24 protein-coding genes and 2 pseudogenes are annotated in these 24593 nt (G+C 60.6%); 13 read left to right on the forward strand and 13 right to left on the reverse strand.

The features are described 5' to 3' along the window. Positions 1-17: 17 nt before the first annotated feature. The 4 genes from alkB to PSH86_RS12600 form a co-directional block, all read right to left on the reverse strand. Positions 18-698: a DNA oxidative demethylase AlkB gene (gene alkB / locus PSH86_RS12585; protein ID WP_109755200.1), complete on the reverse strand. Its 681-nt coding sequence runs from the start codon at positions 696-698 to the stop codon at positions 18-20. Further along, a complete protein-coding gene (locus PSH86_RS12590) occupies positions 685-1404 on the reverse strand; it encodes a 2OG-Fe(II) oxygenase (RefSeq protein ID WP_305490090.1) in 720 nt (239 codons plus the stop codon). Before PSH86_RS12590 ends, alkB begins: the two co-directional genes overlap by 14 nt. Before the next feature lie 276 nt (positions 1405-1680). After that, positions 1681-1851 (reverse strand): hypothetical protein, encoded by a 171-nt coding sequence (locus tag PSH86_RS12595; protein ID WP_204334257.1) that lies wholly within the window; start codon positions 1849-1851, stop codon positions 1681-1683. Between the two features lie 28 nt (positions 1852-1879). Next, the gene (locus tag PSH86_RS12600; RefSeq protein WP_109755198.1) at positions 1880-2182 is read right to left on the reverse strand and encodes a DUF1883 domain-containing protein; all 303 of its coding nucleotides are present in this window, start codon (positions 2180-2182) and stop codon (positions 1880-1882) included. Between the two features lie 202 nt (positions 2183-2384). Between PSH86_RS12600 and PSH86_RS12605 the strand changes: the two genes are divergently transcribed. Both PSH86_RS12605 and PSH86_RS12610 read left to right on the forward strand, forming a co-directional pair. Next, on the forward strand, positions 2385-2738 hold the full coding sequence (locus PSH86_RS12605; protein WP_109755197.1) for a hypothetical protein: 354 nt from the start codon (positions 2385-2387) through the stop codon (positions 2736-2738). 109 nt (positions 2739-2847) lie between these two features. Continuing rightward, positions 2848-3078, forward strand: a complete 231-nt coding sequence (locus PSH86_RS12610) for a hypothetical protein (RefSeq protein ID WP_109755196.1) — start codon at positions 2848-2850, stop codon at positions 3076-3078. Between the two features lie 3 nt (positions 3079-3081). On the opposite strand, the gene PSH86_RS12615 is transcribed toward PSH86_RS12610, so the two are convergent. After that, positions 3082-3363 (reverse strand): hypothetical protein, encoded by a 282-nt coding sequence (locus PSH86_RS12615; RefSeq protein ID WP_109755195.1) that lies wholly within the window; start codon positions 3361-3363, stop codon positions 3082-3084. Positions 3364-3477: 114 nt separating this feature from the next. Beyond that, on the reverse strand, positions 3478-3693 hold the full coding sequence (locus tag PSH86_RS12620; RefSeq protein WP_109755194.1) for a hypothetical protein: 216 nt from the start codon (positions 3691-3693) through the stop codon (positions 3478-3480). Between the two features lie 234 nt (positions 3694-3927). Here PSH86_RS12620 and galU point away from each other — a divergent pair, with 234 nt between their 5' ends. The 4 genes from galU (at position 3928) to ahpF (ending at position 8877) form a co-directional block, all read left to right on the forward strand. After that, complete coding sequence (gene galU / locus PSH86_RS12625; RefSeq protein ID WP_003182953.1) at positions 3928-4767, forward strand: UTP--glucose-1-phosphate uridylyltransferase GalU; 840 nt, start codon at positions 3928-3930, stop codon at positions 4765-4767. Between the two features lie 327 nt (positions 4768-5094). Further along, positions 5095-6453, forward strand: a complete 1359-nt coding sequence (gene gorA, locus PSH86_RS12630) for a glutathione-disulfide reductase (protein ID WP_109755193.1) — start codon at positions 5095-5097, stop codon at positions 6451-6453. Between the two features lie 173 nt (positions 6454-6626). After that, positions 6627-7190: an alkyl hydroperoxide reductase subunit C gene (gene ahpC, locus PSH86_RS12635; RefSeq protein WP_025213143.1), complete on the forward strand. Its 564-nt coding sequence runs from the start codon at positions 6627-6629 to the stop codon at positions 7188-7190. Between the two features lie 124 nt (positions 7191-7314). Next, positions 7315-8877 carry an alkyl hydroperoxide reductase subunit F gene (gene ahpF / locus PSH86_RS12640; RefSeq protein WP_109755192.1) on the forward strand — a complete coding sequence of 521 codons (1563 nt, stop codon included), beginning with the start codon at positions 7315-7317 and terminating at the stop codon, positions 8875-8877. Positions 8878-9117: 240 nt separating this feature from the next. On the opposite strand, the gene gloA is transcribed toward ahpF, so the two are convergent. Next, the gene (gene gloA, locus PSH86_RS12645; RefSeq protein WP_109755190.1) at positions 9118-9639 is read right to left on the reverse strand and encodes a lactoylglutathione lyase; all 522 of its coding nucleotides are present in this window, start codon (positions 9637-9639) and stop codon (positions 9118-9120) included. 194 nt (positions 9640-9833) lie between these two features. Here gloA and PSH86_RS12650 point away from each other — a divergent pair, with 194 nt between their 5' ends. Continuing rightward, complete coding sequence (locus PSH86_RS12650; RefSeq protein WP_176688111.1) at positions 9834-10361, forward strand: DUF4946 domain-containing protein; 528 nt, start codon at positions 9834-9836, stop codon at positions 10359-10361. A gap of 104 nt (positions 10362-10465) precedes the next feature. On the opposite strand, the gene PSH86_RS12655 is transcribed toward PSH86_RS12650, so the two are convergent. The 3 genes from PSH86_RS12655 to PSH86_RS12665 form a co-directional block, all read right to left on the reverse strand. Then, positions 10466-10831 (reverse strand): histone-like nucleoid-structuring protein, MvaT/MvaU family, encoded by a 366-nt coding sequence (locus PSH86_RS12655; RefSeq protein WP_058544518.1) that lies wholly within the window; start codon positions 10829-10831, stop codon positions 10466-10468. A gap of 223 nt (positions 10832-11054) precedes the next feature. Next, positions 11055-12599 carry an EAL domain-containing protein gene (locus tag PSH86_RS12660; protein WP_232200061.1) on the reverse strand — a complete coding sequence of 515 codons (1545 nt, stop codon included), beginning with the start codon at positions 12597-12599 and terminating at the stop codon, positions 11055-11057. 232 nt (positions 12600-12831) lie between these two features. Next, a complete protein-coding gene (locus PSH86_RS12665; RefSeq protein ID WP_109755187.1) occupies positions 12832-13695 on the reverse strand; it encodes a LysR family transcriptional regulator in 864 nt (287 codons plus the stop codon). 237 nt (positions 13696-13932) lie between these two features. Here PSH86_RS12665 and PSH86_RS12670 point away from each other — a divergent pair, with 237 nt between their 5' ends. Further along, the gene (locus PSH86_RS12670) at positions 13933-14877 is read left to right on the forward strand and encodes a DMT family transporter (protein WP_305490098.1); all 945 of its coding nucleotides are present in this window, start codon (positions 13933-13935) and stop codon (positions 14875-14877) included. A gap of 250 nt (positions 14878-15127) precedes the next feature. Beyond that, the gene (hppD, locus tag PSH86_RS12675) at positions 15128-16204 is read left to right on the forward strand and encodes a 4-hydroxyphenylpyruvate dioxygenase (protein WP_109755185.1); all 1077 of its coding nucleotides are present in this window, start codon (positions 15128-15130) and stop codon (positions 16202-16204) included. A gap of 178 nt (positions 16205-16382) precedes the next feature. Here the strand turns inward: hppD and rarD are convergent, their stop codons facing one another. The 3 genes from rarD to PSH86_RS12690 all read right to left on the reverse strand — a co-directional run bounded on the left by rarD (position 16383) and on the right by PSH86_RS12690 (position 19965). Beyond that, positions 16383-17267, reverse strand: coding sequence for an EamA family transporter RarD (gene rarD, locus PSH86_RS12680; RefSeq protein WP_305490101.1), 885 nt, complete (start codon positions 17265-17267; stop codon positions 16383-16385). A 155-nt stretch (positions 17268-17422) separates the two neighbouring features. Continuing rightward, positions 17423-18457, reverse strand: a complete 1035-nt coding sequence (locus PSH86_RS12685; RefSeq protein WP_305490103.1) for an aldo/keto reductase — start codon at positions 18455-18457, stop codon at positions 17423-17425. 197 nt (positions 18458-18654) lie between these two features. Then, positions 18655-19965 carry an MFS transporter gene (locus PSH86_RS12690; protein ID WP_176688105.1) on the reverse strand — a complete coding sequence of 437 codons (1311 nt, stop codon included), beginning with the start codon at positions 19963-19965 and terminating at the stop codon, positions 18655-18657. A gap of 184 nt (positions 19966-20149) precedes the next feature. Between PSH86_RS12690 and PSH86_RS12695 the strand changes: the two genes are divergently transcribed. The 4 genes and pseudogenes from PSH86_RS12695 to PSH86_RS30575 form a co-directional block, all read left to right on the forward strand. Then, positions 20150-21274 (forward strand): sugar diacid recognition domain-containing protein, encoded by a 1125-nt coding sequence (locus PSH86_RS12695; protein ID WP_116832100.1) that lies wholly within the window; start codon positions 20150-20152, stop codon positions 21272-21274. A 339-nt stretch (positions 21275-21613) separates the two neighbouring features. Then, positions 21614-22750: a glycerate kinase gene (locus PSH86_RS12700; protein WP_305490106.1), complete on the forward strand. Its 1137-nt coding sequence runs from the start codon at positions 21614-21616 to the stop codon at positions 22748-22750. A gap of 179 nt (positions 22751-22929) precedes the next feature. Then, positions 22930-23652 (forward strand): annotated as a pseudogene (locus PSH86_RS30570) (MCP four helix bundle domain-containing protein); the annotation flags it as partial. A gap of 303 nt (positions 23653-23955) precedes the next feature. Beyond that, positions 23956-24555 (forward strand): annotated as a pseudogene (locus PSH86_RS30575) (methyl-accepting chemotaxis protein); the annotation flags it as partial. Positions 24556-24593 lie beyond the last annotated feature (38 nt).

Consider the following 24593-nt stretch of genomic DNA (forward strand, 5'->3'; position numbering starts at 1 on the left):
GGTTGAATTCTGCACCGTCATCCGGCGGTGCGAAACGTCAGGTTGATCCGCTGGCTGCCCAGGCGTGGATGCTGTCCTTCCTTAAGGGGCAGCACGCCGTGGTAACGCAAGCGGTCCACGCCGCCCCAGACCACGATGTCGCCGTGCAGCAACGGGATGCGCAGGCTCTTGTCGCTGCGCTCGAAGCCGCCGAACTGGAACACCGCTGGCAAGCCCAGGGACACCGAGACGATGGGGGCGGCGAGGGAACGTTCGTTCTTGTCCTGATGCAGCGACATCCGCGCGCCGGGCACGTAGCGGTTGATCAGGCAGCTGTCGGGCTCGAAATGCTCGAACTGTGCCTGCCGGGCGGCGGCCTGGGCCAGCTCGCGAAACACCGCCGGCATCTCGGGCCAGGGCTGGCCGGTCTGCGGGTCATGGGCGGTGTAGCGATAGCCGCTGCGGTCGGTGGTCCAGCCCAGCGCGCCGCAACTGCTCAGGGCCACCGACATGGTAAAGCCGCCGGGCGTGACCATCTGCCGGAACGGCGCGGCCTGCAAGACGCTTTCCAGGGCCGGCAGCAAATGCTCCAGCCAGGGCAGGGCGAACCCGCGTAGCACGAAGGATTGTTGGCCGATCTGTTCGACCTGGCCGGGCGTGGTGGGCGCCTGGTCGGCGAACAGGTCCAATGTGAGCGGTGTGTCACTACTGCGCATCATGAAAAATGATTCCCAAGGTGTGCCGCCTGCCGCTGTGCACGCAGCTGACGCCATGACGCATGTTCACCCGATAATAACCGCGAACGCCTTTGACCGGCCGTTGATGCACGGCAAATACCACTGCATCGCCCTGTTTCAGATCGATGACCTGCGGCCGCGATTGCATGCGCGGGCGTTGCTCGGTCAGCACGAACTCACCGCCGCTGAAGTCCCGGCCCGGTTCCGACAACAGGATCGCGACTTGCAGTGGGAACACCTGCTCGCCGTACAGATCCTGGTGCAGGCAGTTGTAGTCCTGGGGGCCGTATTGCAGCAACAGTGGCGTCGGGCGCTGTTGTCCGGCGGCATGGCAGCGCTGGATAAAGTTGGCGTGCTGGTCGGGATAACGCATTTCAAGGCCCATGCTCGCGTTCCAGCGGTTCGCCAGTGGCGCCAGTCGCGGATATAAGGATTGGCGCAATTGCTGGACCAGGTCGGGCAGCGGATAGCGAAAATACTGATACTCGCCGCGCCCGAATCCATGGCGGGCCATGATCACCCGGGAACGAAAAAGCCCGGGTTCGGCGTACAAATCACTGAGCAGCCGGCATTGCGCTGGCGGCAGCAGGTTGCGAATGATTGCACAGCCGTCCTGGTCGAGGCTCTGTTCCAGGGCGGGCCAGTCAAGGTCGGCGAGGTGTTGGGGCAGGGAAGGCGTAGGGGGCACGATAGCAATCCTGTTGGGAAGGACTGTTCAGTCTGCGTAGTGCTGCGTTGCCGGGCACTCCGATTCTTGCGGTGCGCAGCCATTCCCTGTGGCGAGGGAGCTTGCTCCCGCTGGGCGGCGAAGCCGACCCAAACTCACTGACGCATTCTTTCAGGTAGACCGCGCCAGCAGGTTTTACGACTGCTGCGCAGCCGAGCGGGAGCAAGCTCCCTCGCCACAAGAGCATGGCGTTCACTGGCCATGGGGCCATCAGCTGAAATCAATCGGGATGAGCCGTTACAGCGCTTTGCTGACACCGATTTCGCTGATCACATCGTCGGTTTCGCCATGCAGTTTCTGCAACGCGGCCTTGGCTTCTTCCTCGGTGCCGTTTTCCAGTTGCGCGAATTCGAAGCGGCGTTCGCCGTTGAGCTTGTACTTGATGACGTATTTGGTCGTCTGGGCCACGGTTTTACCTTTCTTGAAGGGGCGATGCTCAGCTCAGTTTCGAGCTGGAACGCCGGATGATTTTGATCTTGTGAGTCAGGTTCGGCTTGCGCGTGACGCTGATTGCACGGCGGTTGACGGTGTCGATGGTGATGTTCCAGAAACCGGTGCTAGGGGCGGTGATCCTGGCCGGGAAGGTGTCGAACGCGCCGCCGTGATAAGTGTGCCGGCCGCCGTTCTTGAAGCTGCGGAAGTTGGCGTCGTTCATCAAACGGATGTTGCACATTTGGGAGCATTCGATGACGACGATGTCGTCTTCGTTCAGGTGCTCGCGCTGGTGAATGAATTTCATGGGGCGCCTCCAGAGGGCTTTTTCTACCAAATCAAAACGATAGCAAGGGCAATGATGCGCAGTTTATCAGCCCCGAGTGTTAATATCCGGCCCGCGCTCCAGGCTTTGTTCATTTATCGCAGGAAGCGGGATAAAAAAAGCGGTGCGGTACCGGAGAAAAACGGCATCTGCACTGTCGGAGGGTCTTTATTGGAGGAATCATATGAAGCGCAGCGTGTGGGTGTTGGCATTGGCCATGAGTGGATGTGCATCGGTATCGGACATCAACCAGACGCCGCCCACCATGAGCGTCATTTCCGGAAAGAAACCCCACGAATATGCCAAGTGTGTTTCTGACAAACTGGCCAGCAGCCGTGGTCCATTGCAAGTGGAGCCGCACAAGAATGGTGGTGTGCGGCTGATCGTCCCGGGCAAACTGTCGACCCTGCCGGCTGCGGTGTTCGACATTGACGAGCGCTCCAGTGGCAGCAGCATCAAGCTGCACGAAAGCATGTCCAACGTACCGGTACGTCCGGGCGACGTGCAGGATGCGGCCAACGCCTGCATTTCCGGCTGATCGCAGGCTGCGCCTGACGAGCGGGCCGGGCATCGGATAAACTGTTGCCCTCGACAAAAAATGCCGCCACGGTCAACGTTGGCGGCATTGTCATTTATGGAGTCAGTCGATGAAGCGCGAGCAGGTGCGTGAGCGCCATGCAGAAGGTCTTATATCTGCCACTCATGTGATCCAGAATCCGGCGAGCCCGGGCGAATGGATCGTGTTCTTCAAGAAAAGCGCCGGGCGCAGCTTTTTCCTGGTGGATGAGCAGGACGAAGTCGAATCCTTCAGCAGCCTCGACGAACTGATCGAGACCATACGCGGCCTGGGTATCAAGTTCGCCGAGATCCACATGTAGTTCTTACTTGCACACCACCACGACACTGCGGCTGGTGTAGTTGCCGACGTCGACACCCAGGGTCTTTTCGCTTTCCTTGGCCTGCGGTGTGCCATCGGTGCCGACGATGCGGTAGCCGGTGCCGGCACAGGACGCATCGGCTTTTTCATAACAGGTGGCCCAGTCATTGGCTTCGCCGGAGCAATCGATGGCCAGTCCCTGCTCGCCATTTGCCAGGTAGGTTTTTTCGGCAGAGGCACAGCCCGCCAAGGCCAGGACGGCAAACAGCGCCAAAAGTGTTTTCATGGAATCGTCATCAGGAAGGGAGGGCAGGCGCGAGAATATAGCGAATGGCCATTCCGGTACAGATAAACAAAGCCCCGTTCAATGCCGTGCGTCATTTACTTGAGGCTTGTCTGTTTACTTCTTGCGGCGGGGGCTGCGTGCGGGGGCGGTGTCGCGTTCTTTCGCCGCAGGCGCGGCGCGTTCGTCCTGGAAAACCGCGGCCACTTCCACGGCCATGGCCTTGCTGGGCAAGGGGCCGGCGACCTGCTCACCGTGGTAGTTGATAATCCACCATTGGCCGTCCTTGTCCTGGCTGACCGAATAACCGTTTGCGTTTCTTGTTGCCGACATCTAGTTGCCTCATTGGCGTGATCAAGGCCGCCATGATACGTCAAATGCTCGCAAACAGCGCTCACTGGCGTAGAGTGGGGCCGCTGCAGCCATCGAAACGAAAGGCGATTGAACTATCCGTCGTTTTTTATTTCTCTATGATGGCATCGGTTGGCCAGTGCGGGCATTGTAAGGTGCCCGTCGCCTGATTAGACTGCGCCGAAACTCGTACACACCGCCTTTTCAAGGACTTATATGATCAAGAAATGCTTGTTCCCAGCAGCCGGTTACGGTACTCGCTTCCTGCCAGCGACTAAAGCCATGCCCAAAGAAATGCTGCCGGTGGTGAACAAGCCACTGATCCAGTACGGCGTCGAAGAAGCCCTCGATGCGGGCCTGACTGAAATCTCCATCGTGACTGGCCGCGGCAAGCGCGCGCTGGAAGACCATTTCGACATCAGCTACGAGCTGGAAAACCAGATCAAGGGCACCGACAAGGAAAAATACCTGGTCGGCATCCGCAAACTGCTGGATGAGTGCTCGTTCTCCTACACCCGCCAGACCGAAATGAAAGGCCTGGGCCACGCGATCCTGACCGGTCGCCCACTGATCGGTGACGAACCGTTCGCCGTGGTCCTGGCGGACGACCTGTGCGTCAACCTCGAAGGCGACGGCGTACTGACCCAGATGGTCAAGCTGTACAAGCAGTTCCGCTGCTCCATCGTGGCGATCCAGGAAGTCGATCCGCAGGAAACCAACAAGTACGGCGTGATTGCCGGCGAAATGATCCGCGACGACATCTACCGCGTCCACAGCATGGTTGAAAAACCAAAACCTGAAGACGCACCGTCGAACCTGGCGATCATCGGTCGCTACATCCTGACCCCGGACATCTTCGACCTGATCGAACAGACCGAGCCAGGCAAGGGCGGTGAAATCCAGATCACCGACGCCCTGATGAAGCAGGCCCAGAACGGCTGCGTCATGGCCTACAAGTTCAAGGGCAAGCGTTTCGACTGCGGTGGCGCCGAAGGCTACATCGACGCGACCAACTTCTGCTTCGAGAACTTCTACAAGACCGGCAAGGCTTACTGATAGCCTGCGCCGCGCCTTGAAAAACGCCCCGACTGGTTCGGGGCGTTTTTTTTCTACAAATCGCAGGCACTGAAGATCCCGTGGCGAGGGAGCTTGCTCCCGCTGGGCGGCGAAGCCGACCCAAACTCACTGACGCGTTCTTTCGGGTAGACCGCGCCAGCAGGTTTTACGACTGCTTCGCAGCCGAGCGGGAGCAAGCTCCCTCGCCACTAAGGCAAGCTGCGAAAGATGCCGTTTGGCTTTTCAGGTTCCGCCCCCATAACCATCGCAACGCTGCCTCAGGTGAAAACAGCAGGTATGCTGATGACCTGCCGAAGGAGATAGAAGATGGCCTACGATTTTGACTTGTATGTGATTGGCGCCGGTTCCGGTGGTGTACGGGCGGCGCGGTTTGCCGCTGGTTTCGGGGCCAAGGTTGCCGTGGCGGAAAGCCGCTACCTGGGCGGCACCTGCGTGAACGTGGGCTGCGTGCCCAAGAAGCTGCTGGTCTACGGCGCGCATTACGCCGAAGACTTCGAACAAGCGTCGGCCTATGGCTGGACGGCGGGGGAGCCGAGTTTCGACTGGGCCACGCTGATCGCCAACAAGAACCGGGAGATCAATCGCCTCAACGACATCTACCGCAACCTGCTGGTCAACAGCGGCGTGGTGCTGCACGAAGGTCACGCCAGGATCACCGGGCCCCATGAGGTCGAGATCAACGGCCAGCGTTACAGCGCCAAGCACATCATGATCGCCACCGGCGGCTGGCCGGTGATCCCGGACATTCCGGGGCGCGAGCATGCCATCAGCTCCAACGAGGCATTTTTCCTCAAGGAACTGCCCAAGCGCGTCATCGTGGTGGGCGGTGGCTACATTGCGGTGGAGTTCGCCGGGATTTTCCACGGCATGGGCGCGCAGACGTCGTTGCTCTACCGCGGTGAGCTGTTCCTGCGCGGCTTTGACGGTGCGGTGCGCATGCACCTGGCGCAAGAGCTGACCCGCCGTGGCCTGGACCTGCAGTTCAACGCCGATATCAAATCCATCGAAAAACTCGACGATGGCAGCCTCAGTGTCGAGCTCAAGGATGGCAAGACGTTGATCACCGATTGCGTGTTCTACGCCACCGGCCGGCGGCCGATGCTCGACAATCTGGGGCTGGAAAACACTGGCGTCACGCTGGATGAGAAGGGCTTTGTCCAGGTCAACGAAAAATACGAGACCACTGAACCGTCGATCCTGGCCATTGGCGACGTGACCGGTCGTGTCCAGCTCACCCCCGTCGCCCTGGCCGAAGGCATGGCGGTGGCGCGACGTCTGTTCAAGCCCGAGCAGTATCGCCTGGTGGATTACCGGATGATTCCCACCGCCGTGTTCAGCCTGCCGAACATTGGTACGGTGGGTTTGACCCAGGAGCAGGCCGAGGAGGAGGGCTATACGGTAGAGATTTTCGAAAGCCGCTTCCGGCCGATGAAGCTGAGCTTGACCGACTGCCAGGAGCGCACCCTGATGAAACTGGTGGTGGATGCCAAGACCGACAAGGTGCTGGGTTGCCACATGGTCGGGCCGGATGCCGGGGAAATCGTCCAGGGGCTGGCCATTGCCCTCAAGGCCGGCGCCACCAAGCGCGACTTCGACGAAACCATCGGCGTGCACCCGACCGCCGCCGAAGAGTTCGTGACGATGCGTACCCCCGTGGCCTCCTGATCCCTGCCGAACTGATGGCGAGCGAGTCTGCTCGCCATATTAAGTTTTCTTCTATCTATTTAGCTGCTGATAGCCAAAACCAATCATTCACATGAGGTTTGCCAATGAGCCAGCCCGGGGATGAGTGGTTAAGATCCTCTCCATCAACTTTCAACCCTGACGGAGAAACATCGATGCCTATCATCAACAGCCAAGTTAAACCGTTCAACGCTACCGCTTTCAAAAACGGCGAATTCGTTCCGGTATCGGACGCCGACCTGAAAGGCAAGTGGTCTGTAGTGTTCTTCTACCCAGCCGACTTCACCTTCGTTTGCCCAACCGAGCTGGAAGACCTGGCCGACAATTACGCCGAGTTCAAGAAACTGGGCGTCGAGATCTACAGCGTGTCGACCGACACCCACTTTGCCCATGCGGCCTGGCACAACACTTCGCCAGCCATCGGCAAGATCCAGTACACCATGATCGGCGACCCAACCCACGTTATCTCCCGCAACTTCGACGTGCTGATCGAAGAAGTTGGCCTGGCTGACCGCGGCACTTTCGTGATCAACCCAGAAGGCCAGATCAAGATCGTTGAACTCAACGACGGCGGCGTAGGCCGTGACGCTTCCGAGCTGCTGCGCAAGATCAAGGCCGCTCAGTACGTTGCCGCTCACCCGGGCGAAGTCTGCCCAGCCAAGTGGAAAGAAGGCGAGGCCACCCTGGCTCCGTCCCTGGACCTGGTCGGCAAGATCTGAGTCTGTGAGTCATCCGAGGGCGATTCGCTCTTAATCAAGTAAGCCGCTTCGCCCCAAAAAACGCCCGGGCGAGATTCGCTCGGGCGTTGTTTTTTCTGAAATTCAAAAAATGGAAATCGCCCGTATGTTGGACGCCAATCTTAAAGCTCAGTTGAAGTCATACCTGGAACGGGTCACCCAGCCGATCGAGATCGTCGCCTCCCTCGACGACGGTGCGAAATCCCAGGAAATGCTCGCGTTACTCCAAGACGTCGCCAGTCTTTCCCACCAGATTACCTTGCTCGACAACGGCAGCGATGCGCGCAAGCCTTCGTTCTCGTTGAATCGCCCGGGAGCCGATATCAGCCTGCGTTTTGCCGGCATTCCCATGGGCCACGAATTCACTTCGCTGGTGTTGGCCTTGTTGCAAGTCGGCGGTCACCCTTCGAAGGCCAGTGTCGAAGTCATCGAACAGATCCGCTCCCTCAAGGGCGAGTTCAACTTCGAGACCTATTTCTCGCTGTCGTGCCAGAACTGCCCGGACGTGGTCCAGGCGCTGAACCTGATGGCGGTGCTGAACCCGAACATTCACCACGTCGCCATCGACGGCGCGCTGTTCCAGGCCGAAGTCGATGAACGTCAGATCATGGCCGTGCCAAGCATTTACCTCAATGGCGTGAACTTCGGCCAGGGCCGCATGGGCCTGGAAGAAATTCTCGCCAAGATCGACACCAGCGGTATCGAACGCCAGGCCGAGAAAATCAGTGCCAAGGACGCCTTTGATGTGCTGGTGGTCGGCGGTGGCCCGGCTGGCGCTTCGGCGGCGATCTACGCGGCCCGTAAAGGCATCCGCACTGGCGTGGCGGCCGAACGTTTCGGCGGCCAGGTGCTCGACACCATGGCCATCGAGAACTTCATCTCGGTCCAGGAGACCGAAGGGCCGAAACTGGCCGTCGCCCTGGAAGAACACGTCAAGCAGTACGACGTGGACATCATGAACCTGCAGCGCGCCGACGCCCTGGTGCCGGGCAAGGACGGCGGGCTGCATGAAATCAAGTTCGCCAGCGGTGCGAACCTCAAGGCCAAGACCGTGATCCTGGCGACCGGTGCCCGCTGGCGCGAAATGAACGTGCCGGGCGAGCAGCAGTATCGTAACAAGGGTGTGGCGTACTGCCCGCACTGCGACGGTCCGCTGTTCAAAGGCAAGCGCGTGGCGGTGATTGGTGGCGGTAACTCCGGCGTCGAAGCGGCTATCGACCTGGCCGGTATCGTCGCCCATGTCACCTTGCTGGAGTTCGATGTGCAATTGCGTGCCGACGCGGTGTTGCAGCGCAAACTGCACAGCCTGTCGAACGTCACCGTGATTACCAACGCCCAGACCACTGAAGTGACGGGGGATGGCCAGAAGGTCAATGGCTTGCGCTACAAGGACCGCCCGAGCGGTGAAGTACGGGATGTGGCGCTGGAAGGGATCTTCGTGCAGATCGGCCTGTTGCCCAACACCGATTGGCTCAAAGGCACCGTCGAGCTGTCGCCGCGGGGCGAGATCATTGTCGATGCCCGTGGTGAAACCTCGATCCCTGGTGTGTTCGCCGCAGGTGACGTGACCACCGTGCCGTACAAGCAGATCGTGATTGCCGTGGGCGAGGGCGCCAAGGCCTCGTTGAGCGCCTTCGATCACCTGATCCGTACCTCTGCGCCGGCTTGAACAACCGATAGCAGCAAAAACAAAACCCCATGAGCCTGGCTCATGGGGGTTTTTATTGGCTATTTCACGCACTCACCACTAACCGATGTGGGAGCGAGCCTGCTCGCGATAGCGGTGGGTCAGCCTGCATCAATGCTGAATGTGCCGCCGTCATCGCGAGCAGGCTCGCTCCCACAGGGGATTTGTGCGGGGCGAAAAATCCACGTCACTGACAATCAAATGTGAGAGCGCTGGTGAGTGTTAAAGCGGCGCAGGCTGGATGATTTCGACCCAGTAGCCATCCGGGTCCTTGATGAAGGCCAGGCTTTTCATACGGCCATCGTTCAGGCGCTTCTGGAAATCGCAGCCCAGTGCTTCGAAGCGCTCGCAGGCGGCGACGATGTCCGGTACAGAGATGCAGATGTGGCCGAAGCCGCGTGGGTCGCTGTTGCCATTATGGTAGGCGAACGCCGGGTCGCTTTCGGTGCCATGGTTGTGGGTCAGTTCGAGGATGCCAGGGATCGACTTCATCCATTCGGTACGTGCTGCGGCATCCGCTGGGATCTGGCTTTTATCCACCAAAGCCAGGAAATACAAGCTGAATTCGGCTTCCGGGAAGTCGCGTTTCTCCACCAGCGAGAAACCCAGCACGCGGGTGTAGAAATCCAGCGACTGGGTGATGTCCTTGACCCGCAGCATGGTGTGGTTGAAGACGAACTTAGCTGTGGCGGCGTCAGGTTGGGCGGTGACGCCCGGGAAAGTATTGAGTTCGTGCAGGCTCATGGGCCCTCCGGAAAATAAGTGGGGCAAACGACGCCGCAACCTTGCTGCGGCGGTTCCTGGGCTTGCGTCAAACGGCGTCCTTGCAGGTGCGCCCATGATACGCAAGGGGCGCGGCATCGCCAAACCGCGTGTGGCTCTTGCCTGGTCCTGCCTCGAGCTTCAGACTTGACGATTCGTCCCTGGGTGCCAACGCAATGATTCGACCGTTCCTTTCGCTGTTTGTCCTGCTATTTGCCTGTGTTGGTGGCGTCCAGGCGGCCGAACCGCAGGTCGCTTGGCCCCAGGGTTGGGTTGTCGAGCCGCTGCCCGCCGATGTATCGGCCTCTGCGGCGCCGGCCCCCCAGCGACAACGTGCAACCAAGAGTGATTCGGCAGGCAATGCCGTGATGGTCATGGAACTGACCACGACCACCGTCGAGCCCGATCATCAGGTCAACTTACAGGGCGTATTGTTGGAAATGCGCAAATCAATCCAGAAGGATTTTTTCCAGGGCGGTTACCAGAGTGTGTGCACTAAGATCCATGCTTCCATGTTGGGCGGCGTAACTGCATTGGAAACCACTTGTACGATCACGCAAAACGGGCGACATGTATTGTCTCAGGCCCTCGTCGCGGCACTAAATGAGGGCAAGGCTTATGTGCTGTCCTATGCAGGGCAGGCGCAGGTGTTTGTTGAAAGCCAGGATGAAATACAGTCGGTGCGAAACAGTTTGAAACTATAACGCCGTCAGCGTAATACACCCGGGATTTAATCCAGAAGTTTAGCCCATAAAAAAGCCCTGAGTGTATTCAGGGCTTTTGCAGGGAGGCTGTCAGCCACGCATTATCAACCACGCAACCAGGAATCGACGGTCGCTGCACCGTATTGTTCTTTCCAGGCTTTCAGGCCGCGGTGATTGCCGCCTTTGGTCTCGATCAACTCGCCGGTGTGCGGGTTCTGGTAAACCTTTACCACTCGCGCACGGCGGGTCTTGGTGGGTTTGGTCGATTGCAGGCTTGCCTTGGACGGGTTCGGGTCGAGGATCGCGACGATGTCGCGCAGGCTCTTGCCGTAGGTTTTCATCAGTCCCTGGAGCTTTTCCTCGAATTCGATTTCCTTCTTGAGCCCGGCATCGTTCTTCAGCGACTCCAGCTGCTTGAGCTGTTCTTGAAGGGCCTTTTCGGCTGCACGAAATTCAGCGAGTCTGGACAAAATCGTTACTCCAATCAAAATATTTGGCTGATATCAACCGCAAACAAAGCTATAAGCTAAGCGCCTTGAAGCGACTCAGTGTTAATGACTCTCCTGCTATCTGGCACAGGTAGAAAAAATTGTAGTAGTTAATCCGGAAAGTGTAAATCGTAACTTTTTCGTTATGTAACAACAGCAAACGTTTTTACCAGTTGGCGCATCGTCGTCAATAGATCGGCGGCGGTTAACTGCCATTAATGCCGGCCAACGTCTCAATGAACGCCTGCCCGCTAATCGGTCGACCAAATAGGTAACCCTGTAGAAAGTTCACCCCATGGGCGCTCAGGTAGTCGCTTTGTTCGACGGTTTCGACACCCTCGGCAACCATGTCCAGGCCCAGCTTGCCCGACAGTTCGATAATGCTGTCCAGTAGGTGCCGCGACAGGGTATCGGCACCGATCATCGCGACAAAACTCTGGTCGATCTTCAAGAAGTCCACATTGAACTGACGCAAGTACGCCAGGCTGGAATGACCCGTGCCGAAATCGTCGAGGGCGATCTTGACGCCCAGTTCCTGCAGTTGGCCAAACAGTTGCTGGGTAACGGGCGTAGGTTCGATCAGTTCGCGCTCGGTCAACTCCAGTACCAGGGTAATCGTACCTGGCGCGAAGGCACCGAGAAATTCGCGACAATCGTCCACCAGTGCCAAGTCCTGGCAGTGACGGGCGGTGATGTTGATGCCGACATGAAATGGCGCTTCGAGTCGAGGCGCCAGCGGCACCAGCAGGTGCATGGTCTGCTGCATCAGCGCCCGGGTCATCGCTACGATCAGGCCGCTGTGTTCGGCGAAGGGAATGAACAGGTCCGGGCGAACCAGGCCTTCCTTGGGGTGGTTCCAGCGCATCAGTACTTCGACGCCGGCCCAGCGTTTGCTATCGCTGTGCACGACCGGTTGCAGATACGGAACGAACTCGCCGGCTTCCAGTGCCCGTTGCAGTTCACGGCTGGGTGACGAGGCGCGTTTTTGCAGCCAGTGCCCGAGCGTCCCAGCAACGACGCCAAAAAAGATCAGCAGGCTGAACAGCGGTGGATATTCCCGGGCCATGTAGCGCCAGGTTTCACCCTTATCGAATCCGGCTTCCACATTGAAGGCGTAGCGCGATGACCCCAGCTCATGCCGGGCGACCGGCAGCATGGGCAACGGGGCTGGGCGGACCTTGCCGTCCGCCGTCAGCCAGTTCGGCCCGACTTGCAACCGTAGGCGGGTCTGGCGACCGATCAAGCGCAAGACGTTGGCCAGGTGATACCCGTCAAGCGTGGCCAAGGCGCCTTGATGGCCCACGTTGAGCCGATAAACCAGCAGCGCGGTATCCGGCGTGACCGGGTTGCCGTCCATGAGCCACAACGTGCCTTGATGGTAGTCGCCCGGGTTGACCCGTTCCTCGAAGGCCCCGAACAGCGAGCTGCAATACAGGCTGTTGTCCCAGATAAGATTGGTCGAGCGGACAAAGGGCCGGCGTGTCACTTGCTCGCGTAATGCCAGCTTTACCGCTTCGCAGGGTTGGCCGGCCAGGGGCAATAGTTCCCGAGCCGCCAAGGCGGTATTGTCGAGCATCAGTTCGATCTGCCTGACCGATTCCTCGGCAGTCTGCCGGGTTTGTTGCGCCAGCGTCCGTTCGGCCTGCATGTACAAAATGGCCAGCCCTGACAGTATTGGCACCAGGCCGCAAAGCAGGGTGACTAGATAGCGACGGGGCCGGGTGTGCGAGCGGGTAGCGGTCAAGGGCATCGGCACAACCTGGAAAAGGGGATGAGGGGGAAACGTTGGATGCCGACCATGATAGATGGCCTGTCGGTTACTTGCTGACAGCAGTGTGACTGTGGGAGCGAGGTCTGTGGGAGCAAGGCTTGCCCGCGATGAACGATCATGCGGTCCACTTGGAGAACCGAGGTGCCTTCATCGCGAGCAAGCTTTGCTCCCACAGGTTCAATGCCAGGCTCCCACAGGTTCAGTGCTGGGCTCATGGCTGTCGGGCCAGTTCGATGAACGCCAGGGTGGCGGGCGAGGCCTGGCGGCTGTCCAATACCGCCAGGCCAATCTGGCGCGGCACTCGCGGTGACAATGGCCGCGCGACGAAGCCCGGGCTCTCGACGTCCGGCAACGAACCTTCGGAAACCACGCTCACCGCTTCGCCACGCCTGACGACATCCAGGGTGCTGAGCAGTTGCGAGCAACGGAAACGCACGTTCGGCGTCAGCCGGGCGGCATTGAACAGGCGAGTGACCAGCTCCGACGATCCTGCCTCGGTGAGCACGAAGGGGTCGTTGCACAGATCCTTGAGGCTCAGGCTGGCCTGGGTGGCGAGGGGGTGTGAAGTGGGCAGCAGGGCGACCATCTGATCTTCCAGCAGCATGAACGTATCGAAACGGTCCTCGGGCAGCACCACGAAGCCGACGTCGATCCGCCGTTCGTCCAACCACTGGATGACCTGCCTGTCAGGCCCTTCATCGATGTGTACTTCGATTCCTGGATGCAAGTCTCGATAGCGCCGCAGGATACCGGGCAACAGTTTCATCGATGAAGTTGGCCCGAAAGAGCCGATGCGCAAGGTACCTCGGCGCATGCCCCGGGCATCGGCGGCTTCCTGGCGCAAAGTGTTGGCCAGCCCGAGCATGGCCCGGGCCCGCAGCAGCAACTGCTGGCCAATGTCGCTGAGCTCCACCGCCGACTGATGGCGCCGGAGCAATTCCACTCCCAACTCCTGTTCCAGGGATTTGATGGCGTGGGAGACCGCCGACTGGCCGATGCCCAGGCGCATTGCCGCCGCCGTGAAACCACGGAGCTCGGCGACCAGGGAGAAGATTTCGAGTTGGGTGAGAGTCATGAGGGATTGCTCATTTTACGATGATCAAGCATGACCCCAATACTGACGTATCTGACCTGAATCAGGAAGCAGCATCGCCCTGGTGTGGGGGCTGTGGGAGCAAAGCTTGCTCGCGATGAACGATGACTCGGTTTGCCTGCTGAATCGCGCCGCCTCCATCGCGAGCAAGCTTTGCTCCCACAATCAATCCCTTCACCACAGGTTGTGTCGTTCTCATTAGCGTGCCGTGGTGAAACCATGAAAGCCCTCGAACAACCCGTCCCAATCCCATCGGACCTGCCGGTCTATCTGAAGCTCGCCATGGTCACCATGATCTGGGGCGGGACCTTCGTGGCCGGCCGGATCCTTTCCGATGCCTTGGCTCCGATGTTTGCCGCCAGCCTGCGTTTTCTGCTGGCCAGTATCGCGCTGCTGTCGTTTCTCGCCCTGGCCGGGATCCCGCTGGTCAGGCCCAGTGTGAAGCAGGGGTTGCAATTGGCCGCCCTGGGGTTCTTCGGAATCTTTTTCTATAACCTGTGCTTCTTCTATGGCTTGCAGTACATCAATGCGTCGCGGGCGTCGTTGATCGTGGCCTTGAACCCGGCGGTGATCGGACTGGCGTCCTGGTGGTTGTTCAAGGAGCGGCTGAGCCGCTTGAAAGTGGTGGGCATCGCGCTGTGCATCGGCGGAGCGGGACTGGTGATCGTCAGTCGTGATCCGGCCTTGTTGCAAGACGCAGTACAGGGCTGGGTCGGTGACCTGCTGATTTTTGGCTGCGTGCTGGGCTGGGGCATCTATTCGCTGTTTTCCAGGAACCTGAATGAAAGCCTCGGCCCCTTGCAGACCGTGACCTGGTCGATTCTGCTGGGCACGTTGATGTTGTGGCTGGCCTGCGCAACGGCGGGGGAGATCCGCCTCGAAGCCTTGCGCGCGCTGGACATGGAGCAATGGCTGAGCCTGTTGTACCTCGGCGTGCTGGGCTCGGCCCTGGCTTATATCGCCTGGTACGACGGCATTCGCCGGATCGGTGCGACCCGGTCCGGCGTATTCATCGCGCTCAACCCGCTGACGGCGGTGTTGCTGGGGGCGCTGCTGCTCGACGAACGGCTCACGGCCTTGATGTGTGTCGGCGGGGGCGTGATCCTGATGGGCATATTCCTGTGCAACAAACCCCTTGCGCGGCTGAAGGAAAAGGCGATTTGATACAGAAGGCGGACAAACCTGGTTACGCTGTGTAGAATCGGGTTACGCATATAAGAATAACGTCTTCTGGCAGCAGAAGCCTCGCCCGCAAGAGCCTTGGGTCGACAATGAAGATACTTGGGTTTCAACTGATCTATGGCGATTTCCTCGCCCGCAGCGTTCGTGGCATTTCCTGCGCGCCGCCCCGTGTCCCCAGCATCGCCTGCAACTAACTTTTTCTGTTAATTGACCAGCATGATGAGGCGCCGACATGGCAGATCTATACGAAAACCCCATGGGCCTGATGGGCTTTGAATTCATTGAATTCGCATCCCCCACACCCAACACCCTGGAGCCGATCTTCGAGATCATGGGCTTCACCAAAGTGGCCACGCACCGCTCCAAGGACGTGCACCTATATCGCCAGGGCGCGATCAACCTGATTCTCAACAACGAGCCCCACAGCGTGGCCTCGTACTTCGCGGCCGAGCACGGTCCGTCGGTGTGCGGCATGGCGTTCCGGGTCAAGGATTCGCAACAGGCCTACAAGCGCGCCCTGGAACTCGGCGCCCAGCCGATCCACATCGAGACCGGCCCGATGGAGCTGAACCTGCCGGCGATCAAGGGCATTGGCGGCGCGCCCCTCTACCTGATCGACCGTTTTGGCGAAGGCAGCTCGATCTATGACATCGACTTCGTCTTCCTCGAGGGCGTTGACCGCAATCCGGTGGGCGCGGGCCTGAAAATCATCGACCACCTGACCCACAACGTCTATCGCGGGCGCATGGCCTACTGGGCCGGCTTCTACGAGAAACTGTTCAATTTCCGCGAGATTCGCTACTTCGACATCAAGGGCGAATATACCGGCCTGACCTCCAAGGCCATGACCGCCCCGGATGGCATGATCCGCATCCCGTTGAACGAAGAATCGTCCAAGGGTGCCGGGCAGATCGAAGAGTTCCTGATGCAGTTCAACGGCGAAGGCATCCAGCACGTGGCTTTCCTCACCGATGACCTGATCAAGACCTGGGACAAGCTGAAAAGCATCGGCATGCGCTTCATGACCGCGCCGCCGGACACCTACTACGAAATGCTCGAAGGCCGCCTGCCGAACCACGGTGAACCCGTGGCGGAACTGCAATCGAGGGGCATTCTGCTGGATGGTGCTTCCGAGCAAGGCGACAAGCGCCTGCTGCTGCAGATCTTCTCGGAAACCCTGATGGGGCCGGTGTTCTTCGAATTCATCCAGCGCAAGGGTGATGATGGTTTCGGCGAAGGCAACTTCAAGGCGTTGTTCGAGTCCATCGAGCGTGACCAGGTGCGTCGTGGCGTGTTGGCGACCGAGTAAAGCCTGACCCATGAAAAAGCCCGCCTGACGTCATCGCCGGGCGGGCTTTTTTGTTGCCATACGCAGATCAAAATGTGGGAGCGAGCCTGCTCGCGATTGCGATCTGGCTGGTACATCAATGGGGCATGTGCCACCGCCATCGCGAGCAGGCTCGCTCCCACAGGGTTAAGTGGTGACCTTAATTCCGGCGCTGCTGCCGCACCAGGTGCTTGAACCCTTCGAACACCAGCACTGCCACCGCCATCCAGATGGGGATGTAGGTCAGCCATTCACCGGCCTCGATGCTTTCGCCCAATAACAGCGCAACGCCCAGCAGCAACACCGGTTCGACATAACTCAACAACCCGAACAGGCTGAACGGCAGCAGCCGGCTGGCGACGATGTAGGACACCAGCGCGCTGGCGCTGATCACCCCGAGCAACGGGATCAGCAGGGACAGCCATGGGGACTGATCGAAAACGCCGAGACCCTGTTCGCCGCTTTGCACGAACCACAGCGCCACGGGCAGCATCAGCGTCATGTCCAGCCAGAGCCCGCCCAGGTTGTCGGTCTTGATGCGTTTGCGCAGGATGAAATAGATCGGGTAGCCGATCACCACCAGCAAGGTCGCCCAGGAAAAACCACCCACCTGGTACAACTCGTTGAACACGCCAAGGGTGGCGAAGAACACGGCGACTTTCTGCAAGTAGGACAGGCGCTCGCCATAGACAATGCGCCCGGTCAGGACCATCGACAGCGGCAACAGGAAATACCCCAGCGACACGTCCAGGCTGTAGCCATTGAGTGGCGCCCACATGAACAGCCACAGTTGCGCACCCATCAGGGCCGAAGAGGCTATCGCTGCGATCAACAGCCGTGGCGTGGCGATCAGGCGTTGGATAAGCGCCGTGACCAGGTTCCAGTCTCGCGTCACCAGCAGGAAAGCGGTCATGCACGGCATCGTCAACAGCATGCGCCAGCCGAAGATTTCCACGCCGGTAAGGGGTGAGAGCAGAGAGGTGTAGTAGTACATGACGGCGAACAGCGCGGAGGCCGAGACCGATAGAGCGATGCCTTTGGACACAGTGATTCTCTTGGGGGCGATCAACCAACACCCTACCTGTGGCAGGGTGTTGATTGTGGGAGCGAGTCATGTGGGAGCAAGGCCTGCGGTAGCAAAACCTGTGGGAGCAAGGCTTGCCCGCGATAGCCACGCCGCGGTTCAACAGGTGAACCGCGTTATCGTTCATCGCGGGCAAGCCTTGCTCCCACAGGCACGCGCCCCGGCACGAAATGACTCACATCATTGAACCCCGGCGTCGAAGCATGTCCCGGCGTCACCAGCGAATCGATGAAGGCTTCGTCTTCCGCGCTGATCTTCACTGTCTGTGCCTTGGTGTACGAATCCCACTGCTCCTCAGTACGCGGCCCGACGATGGCCGAGGTCACGGCGCTGTTGTTCAGCACCCAGGCGATGGCGAACTCGACGATGCCCACGCCCCGGCCCTGGGTGTACTGCAGGATCTGCTGGGCGATGCGCAGGGACTCGATCCGCCATTCGGTTTCCAGGATGCGTTTGTCCTGGCGTCCGGCGCGGCTGTTGGCGTCGGGCGCCACATCCGGCGCGTACTTGCCGCTGAGCACGCCGCGGGCGAGGGGGCTGAACGGCACCACGCCAAGGCCATAGTTCTGCGCTGCGGTGATCTGCTCGGTTTCCGCCTGGCGGTTGACGATGTTGTACAGCGGTTGGCTGATCACCGGTCGGTCGATTCCCAGGCTGTCGGCGATCCGGATCACCTCGGCGATGCGCCAGCCACGGTAGTTCGACAGGCCCCAGTAGCGGATCTTGCCCTGGCGAATCAAGTCGCCGATGGCCGACACCGTGACAGGCAGCGGCGTGTTGTGGTCTTCGCGATGCAGGTAATAGATGTCCAGGTAATCGGTGCCCAGGCGCGTCAGGCTGGCCTCGATCCCATTGAACAGGTGCTTGCGGCTCAGGCCGCTGCGGTTGGGCACGCCGTCCGCCGGACCGAAGCCGACCTTGGTGGCCAGCACCCATTCCTGGCGGCGACTGGCGATCGCTTCGCCGACGATCTCTTCAGAGCGGCCGTTGGTGTAGACGTCCGCGGTGTCGATGAAATTGATGCCCTGGTCCCAGGCCTTGTCGATGATCCGCAGCGAATCCTCGGTGCTGGTCTGTTCGCCGAACATCATGGTGCCCAGGGTCAACGTCGAGACTTGCAACCCGGAATGGCCTAGCGTGCGGTAGCTCATGACAAGATCCTTTTATCCATGGGGAAAGGCTCAATCAAATACCAGAACCGTCGCGTGGATCCAACCGTTTTCTCAACCCCACCAAAATCCACTGTGGGAGCGAGCCTGCTCGCGATAGCGTCAGGTCAGCCAACATTTATATCGACTGATACACCGCCATCGCGAGCAGGCTCGCTCCCACAGGGGGCACAGGGGTGTCAGGCCCGCAGGGTACGGGTCATGCGCAACGCCAACAGGCTGCCGCAGACAATCACCCCGGCCAGCAGGTACAACGCCGCGTCGGTCGAGCCGGTGGCGTCCTTGACCCAGCCCACCAGGTACGGGCTCAGGAACCCGGCCATCTGACCCATGGAGTTGATCAAGGCCAGCCCACCGGCGGCGGCACCGGCGCTGAGCAGGGCGGTGGGCACCGGCCAGAACATCGGCAAGCCAGTGAGGGCTCCCATGGTGGCGATGGACAGGCCGATGATGGCGATGGCCGGGGTGGTCGCGAAGTTGACGGCGATCAGCAGCCCGGCGGCACCCATCAGCATTGGCACAACCAGGTGCCAGCGGCGTTCCTTGTGCAAGTCCGCCGAGCGACCCACCAGCAACATGAACACCGCCGCCAGCAGATAAGGGATCGCACTCAGCCAGCCGATCACCAGGTTATCGCTGAAGCCCAGGTTCTTGATGATCGACGGCAGCCAGAAGTTGATCGCGTACACGCCGCTCTGGATGCAGAAGTACACCAGGCCGAAGGCCCAGATCGACGGGTTCTTGAACACCGCCAACAGCGAGTCGGTGGCAGTCTTTGGCTTGTTGGCCAGGTCTTCGGCGTGGTCGGCGGTGAGCACGGCGCGTTCCTGGTCGGTCAGCCATTTGGCGTTGGCGAAGGTGTCGCTGAGCAGGAAGAAGGCCAGCGCGCCGAGGATCACCGTCGGAATGCCTTGCAGCAGGAACATCCACTGCCAACCCGCCAGGCCGCCCTGGCCCGCTGCGAAGTGGTTGAGGATCCATCCGGAAAACGGGCTGCCCAGCAGGCCGGACACCGGAATGGCCGACATGAACAAGGCCATGATCCGGCCACGTCGGAACGTCGGGAACCACTGCGAGAGATAAAGCACCACACCTGGAAAGAATCCGGCTTCAGCGGCGCCGGTGAACAAGCGCAAGGTATAGAACTCGGTGGGGGTGGTGACAAACAGCAGGCAAGTCGACAGGGTGCCCCAGGTGATCATCATCAGCGCGATCCAGCGCCGTGGGCCGAATCGGGTCAGGGCCAGGTTGCTCGGCACGCCGCACAGTACGTAGCCGATGAAAAAAATCCCGGCACCGAGGCCGTACACGGTTTCGCTGAATTTCAGGGCATCGAGCATCTGCAACTTGGCGAAGCCAACGTTGACCCGGTCGAGGTAGTTGAACAGGTAGCAGATGAAAATGAAGGGGATCAAGCGCAGGGTGATGCGCTTGTAGACGGTATTTTTTTCGTCGGGGGTAGCCAGGAGGGCTATTGCGCTCTGGGACATGGCGGGTCTCTCTTTATTATGATTTTCGCGAGCCAAGGGGTAACGTTGACCGCCCCTTGAGTCTCGGCCAGCCCAAGGCCCCGTGTCTTTGTGCCTGAGCACAGGGTCTGCATTCAAACCCTGTGCGCCTGACCAAACCCACGCCTAAAACAACAATCCACGCCGCTTGCAAGGAACACCGCCCATGTTCGAACTCGATCACGACCTGGCGCAGGACATCGTCGACCGGGCGATGGCGATCCTACCGTATAACGTCAATGTCATGGACAACCAGGGCCTGATCCTCGGCAGCGGGGAGCGCGAGCGGGTCAATACTCGGCACGAGGGTGCGCAACTGGTCCTGGCCAACGGTCGGGTGGTGGAAATCGACGAGCACACCGCGATGCACCTCAAGGGCGTGCAGCCGGGAATCAACCTGCCGTTGATGCTCGATCAACGGCTGATCGGCGTCCTGGGCATCACCGGCGAGCCTGAGCAACTGCGTACCTACGCCGAACTGGTGCGAATGACCGCCGAAATGCTGGTGGGCCAGCGTAACCAGCAGGCCGAGCAGCAATGGCGTCGTCAGCGCTGCGATGACTTGCTGGCGTTGCTGCTGGGGGACGCCGGGGACTCGCCGCGATTGCTGGACGAAGCCCGGCAAATGGGCCTCAAGCCGCAATTGTCGCGGGTGCCATATCTGTTCGAGCTGGGCCTGGAACATGGGCCCGGCCAGACCGTCGAGACGTTGAGCGCGTGGTTGATGTCGCGCTACCCGGACAGTTGGTGCCTGACCTCGTCCAAATCTTCCTTGCTCTGGTGTCGCCCGGTCACCGCCTCGGTGGAGAACGAGCGGCTACTGGGCAAGCTCGATGGGCTGGGCTGGAACATTCTGCGCATCGCAGTGGGCGGCCAGGCGGAAGGGTTGGCGGGCCTGCGGCGTTGCTATCGACGGGTGGCGGACTTGCTGGCCTACGGGCGCGATGTGTTGCCGCAATCGCGCTTGCTGAGCCTCAGCCGCTACCGCCTGCCGGTGCTGCTCTGGCGCCATCGCAGTGACGATGCCCTCGACGAGTTGCTGACCCCGTTGCGCAAGGTCATCGCCAAGGACAGCAACGGCCAGTTGCTCGCCACCCTGCGCAGTTGGTGCGAACACGACGGCCAGAGCCAGGCCTGTGCCGAAGCCTTGGGTATCCACCGCAACAGCTTGCGCTACCGCATGGAGCGCATCGCCGAACTGAGCGGCGTGGATCCGTTGCGGTTGGATGGGATGCTGGCGTTGTACCTGGGGGTGCAGCTGCTACCCCAGACCGCCGATAAACCCACGTGACCCCCTACTGTGGGAAATGCCGCTCACTTAAGGTTGTCGACAAACCTGTGGCGAGGGAGCTTGCTCCCGCTTGAGTGCGAAGCACTCACAGAAAGGGCCGCTTCGCAGCCCAGCGGGAGCAAGCTCCCTCGCCACGGGGTGCAGCGTTTTTCTTGAGTGAGCAGCGTAACGGTGGGAGCGAGCTTGCTCGCGATGAGGCCCTTACTTTCGACCACAATCCCCTTGGCCAACCGATCTTTGTGAAATTGAACAATAATGCCCGGTGTCTTTTGTGCGGCGGACCGGCGTCATGGCTGCGGTCAACTGGCAGCATGCTGTGCATCGGAACCGGAGAATAATATGAAAATAATCATCGCCCCCGACTCGTTCAAGGACAGCCTCAGCGCCCAGGGCGTCGCCGATGCCATCGCCCAGGGGCTGGCCGAGGTCTGGCCGGATGCGCAGTTGATCAAGTGTCCGATGGCCGACGGCGGGGAGGGGACGGTGGAGTCGGTGCTAGCAGCCTGCAACGGTCAATGGCGTCACACCTGGGTTCGCGGGCCCCTGGGGGTGAGTGTCGAGGCGCGCTGGGGCTGGTTGGCCGAAAGCCGCACCGCGATCATCGAGATGGCCGAGGCCAGTGGCTTGCAATTGGTGCCGCCGGGGCAACGCGATGCCTGTGCCAGCAGCACCTACGGCACCGGCGAGTTGATTCGCGCCGCCCTGGATGAAGGCGCCGGGCGGGTGATCCTGGCGATTGGCGGCAGTGCCACCAACGACGCGGGTGCCGGTGCGATGCAGGCCCTGGGCGTGGCCTTGCTGGATGACCAGGGCCAGCCCCTTGCACCCGGCGGTCTGGCCTTGGCGAACCTGGCGCGCATCGACCTGAGCGATCTGGACCCACGCCTGGCCCACGTCAGTTTCGAGATCGCCGCCGACGTCGACAACCCACTGTGCGGGCCCCACGGCGCTTCCGTGGTCTTCGGTCCGCAGAAGGGCGCCTCGGCCCATCAGGTGCAGGCGTTGGACCGGGCCCTGGGGCATTTCGCCGAACAGTGCGCCCGAGCGTTGAGCAAGGATGTGCGCGACGAACCGGGCAGCGGTGCCGCCGGTGGCCTGGGGTTCGCGGCCAAGGCGTTTTTGGGGGCGCGGTTTCGTACCGGCGTGGACGTCGTCGCCCAATTGACCGGGCTGGCCGAGGCGGTCAGTGGCGCCGACCTGGTGATCACCGGCGAAGGCCGTTTCGACGCCCAGACCCTGCGCGGCAAGACCCCCTTCGGCGTGGCCCGCATCGCCCGCCGGCAGGGCGTACCGGTGCTGGTCATCGCCGGCACACTGGGGGAGGGCTACCAGGCACTGTACGACCATGGCATCGATGCCGCCTTTGCCCTGGCCAACGGGCCGATGACCTTGCAACAAGCCTGCGTCGACGCCCCGCGCCTGCTGAGCGAGCGCGCCCGGGACATCGCCCGGCTGTGGCGGGTGGCCGCCCGGTAACACGATCCAGTGGCGAGGGAGCAGGCGCCCTCGTCACAAAAGCCTCGCGAAATATTTTTGCAGTCCCCCCCTGTTAAAAGCCTAAAGCCCGGCCGATAACGAGTCAGGCGCATCCATAATTATTTCAACCAGTGCGCTGATGGCATGGATGCTCGACTCCAACGTCGCGAGGTCTTCCCATGTCTCTACGCAGTCTGAATATCGCCCCCCGAGCCTTTTTAGGCTTCGCCTTCATCGCTTTGCTGGTGGTCGCCCTCGGCGTGTTCGCCGCCAATCGCATGTCAATCATCCGCCAGGCTTCGTTGAACATGGAGCAGAACCAAGTGCCCAGTGTCGGGTACCTGGGCAACGTCATGGAAAGCGTTCTGCGTATGCGAATTCTCTCGTTTCGGATTTTGGTCAACCGGGATCCGGCCAGCCTGAAAGAGGCCGAGACCCGCATCAACGTGCTGGTGGAGAAACTGCACAAGGCCAATGACAGCTACGCCGCACTGCAGGCCACACCAGAGGAGGCCGAGCTGTACAAGGCCTTTTCGGCCACCCTGGAAAAATACCTGCAAGCCCAGCAGGAAATGCTGGAGCTGTCGCGCCAGGACAAGGTCGACCAGTTGCGCACCCACATCAATACGCGCATCAAGGAAGGCACCGACCTGATGGGTGAGCAGCTCAACAAGCTCATCGCGATAAACGTGGCAGGCGCTGGCGAAGCATCGGCCAAGGCGGGTGAGAACTACAATAGCGCCATCACCGGTATCATCATCGTCTCGATCATCGCTGCGTTGGCCACTATCGTGCTGGCATTGTTGCTGACTCGCAGCATCGTAACCCCGCTCAATCGTGCACTGGAGGCGGCCCGGACCATCGCCGGCGGCAACCTGGTACAGGTTATCGCCGACGATGGCAAGGATGAGCCCGCCCGCTTGCTCCAGGCCCTGGCCGCCATGCAAGGCAGCCTGCGCCAGACCATCGAGCAGATTGCCGGCTCCGCCAGCCAACTGGGGGCTGCGGCCGAAGAGCTGAGCGCGGTCACCCAGGAATCCTCCCGTGGCCTGCAACAGCAGCACAACGAAATCGAACAGGCCGCCACCGCCGTCAACGAAATGACCGCCGCTGTCGAGGAGGTTGCCCGTAACGCGGTGTCTACCTCCGAAGCCTCGAACCAATCGACCCAAGCTGCCCAGGAAGGTCGCTCGCGGGTGGTGGAAACTGTCGACGCGATCCAGACCATGACCCACGACGTGCAAGTCACCGCTTCGATGATCGAAGGCCTGGCGGTCCAGGGCCGCGACATTGGCAAGGTGCTGGACGTGATCCGCGCCATCGCCGAGCAGACCAACCTGCTGGCCCTCAACGCCGCCATCGAAGCTGCCCGTGCCGGGGAAGCCGGACGTGGTTTTGCGGTGGTGGCCGACGAAGTCCGGGCCCTGGCCCATCGCACCGCGCAATCGACCCAGGAAATCGAAAAAATGGTCGCCGGCATCCAGAACGGCACCGGCCAGGCCGTACAGTCGATGCAGCAAAGCAACCAGCGCACCCAAAGCACCCTGGAAATGGCCCGGGCCGCTGGTGTGGCGCTGGAGCAGATCACTCAGTCGATCAACCAGATCAACGAACGCAACCTGGTCATCGCCAGCGCCTCGGAAGAACAGGCCCAGGTTTCCCGTGAAGTGGATCGCAACCTGGTCAACATCCGCGACCTGGCCACCCAGTCGGCCAGTGGTGCGAAACAGACCAGCGACGCGACCCACGAACTGTCGCGCCTGGCGGTGGGTTTGAATGCGATGGTGGCGCGGTTTGTGATTTGAGATAGGGTTGAGGCTGGACATCGCGCAATCAGGAGACG

This window comes from Pseudomonas sp. FP2300 (assembly GCF_030687595.1).
Classification (GTDB): domain Bacteria; phylum Pseudomonadota; class Gammaproteobacteria; order Pseudomonadales; family Pseudomonadaceae; genus Aquipseudomonas; species Aquipseudomonas bijieensis.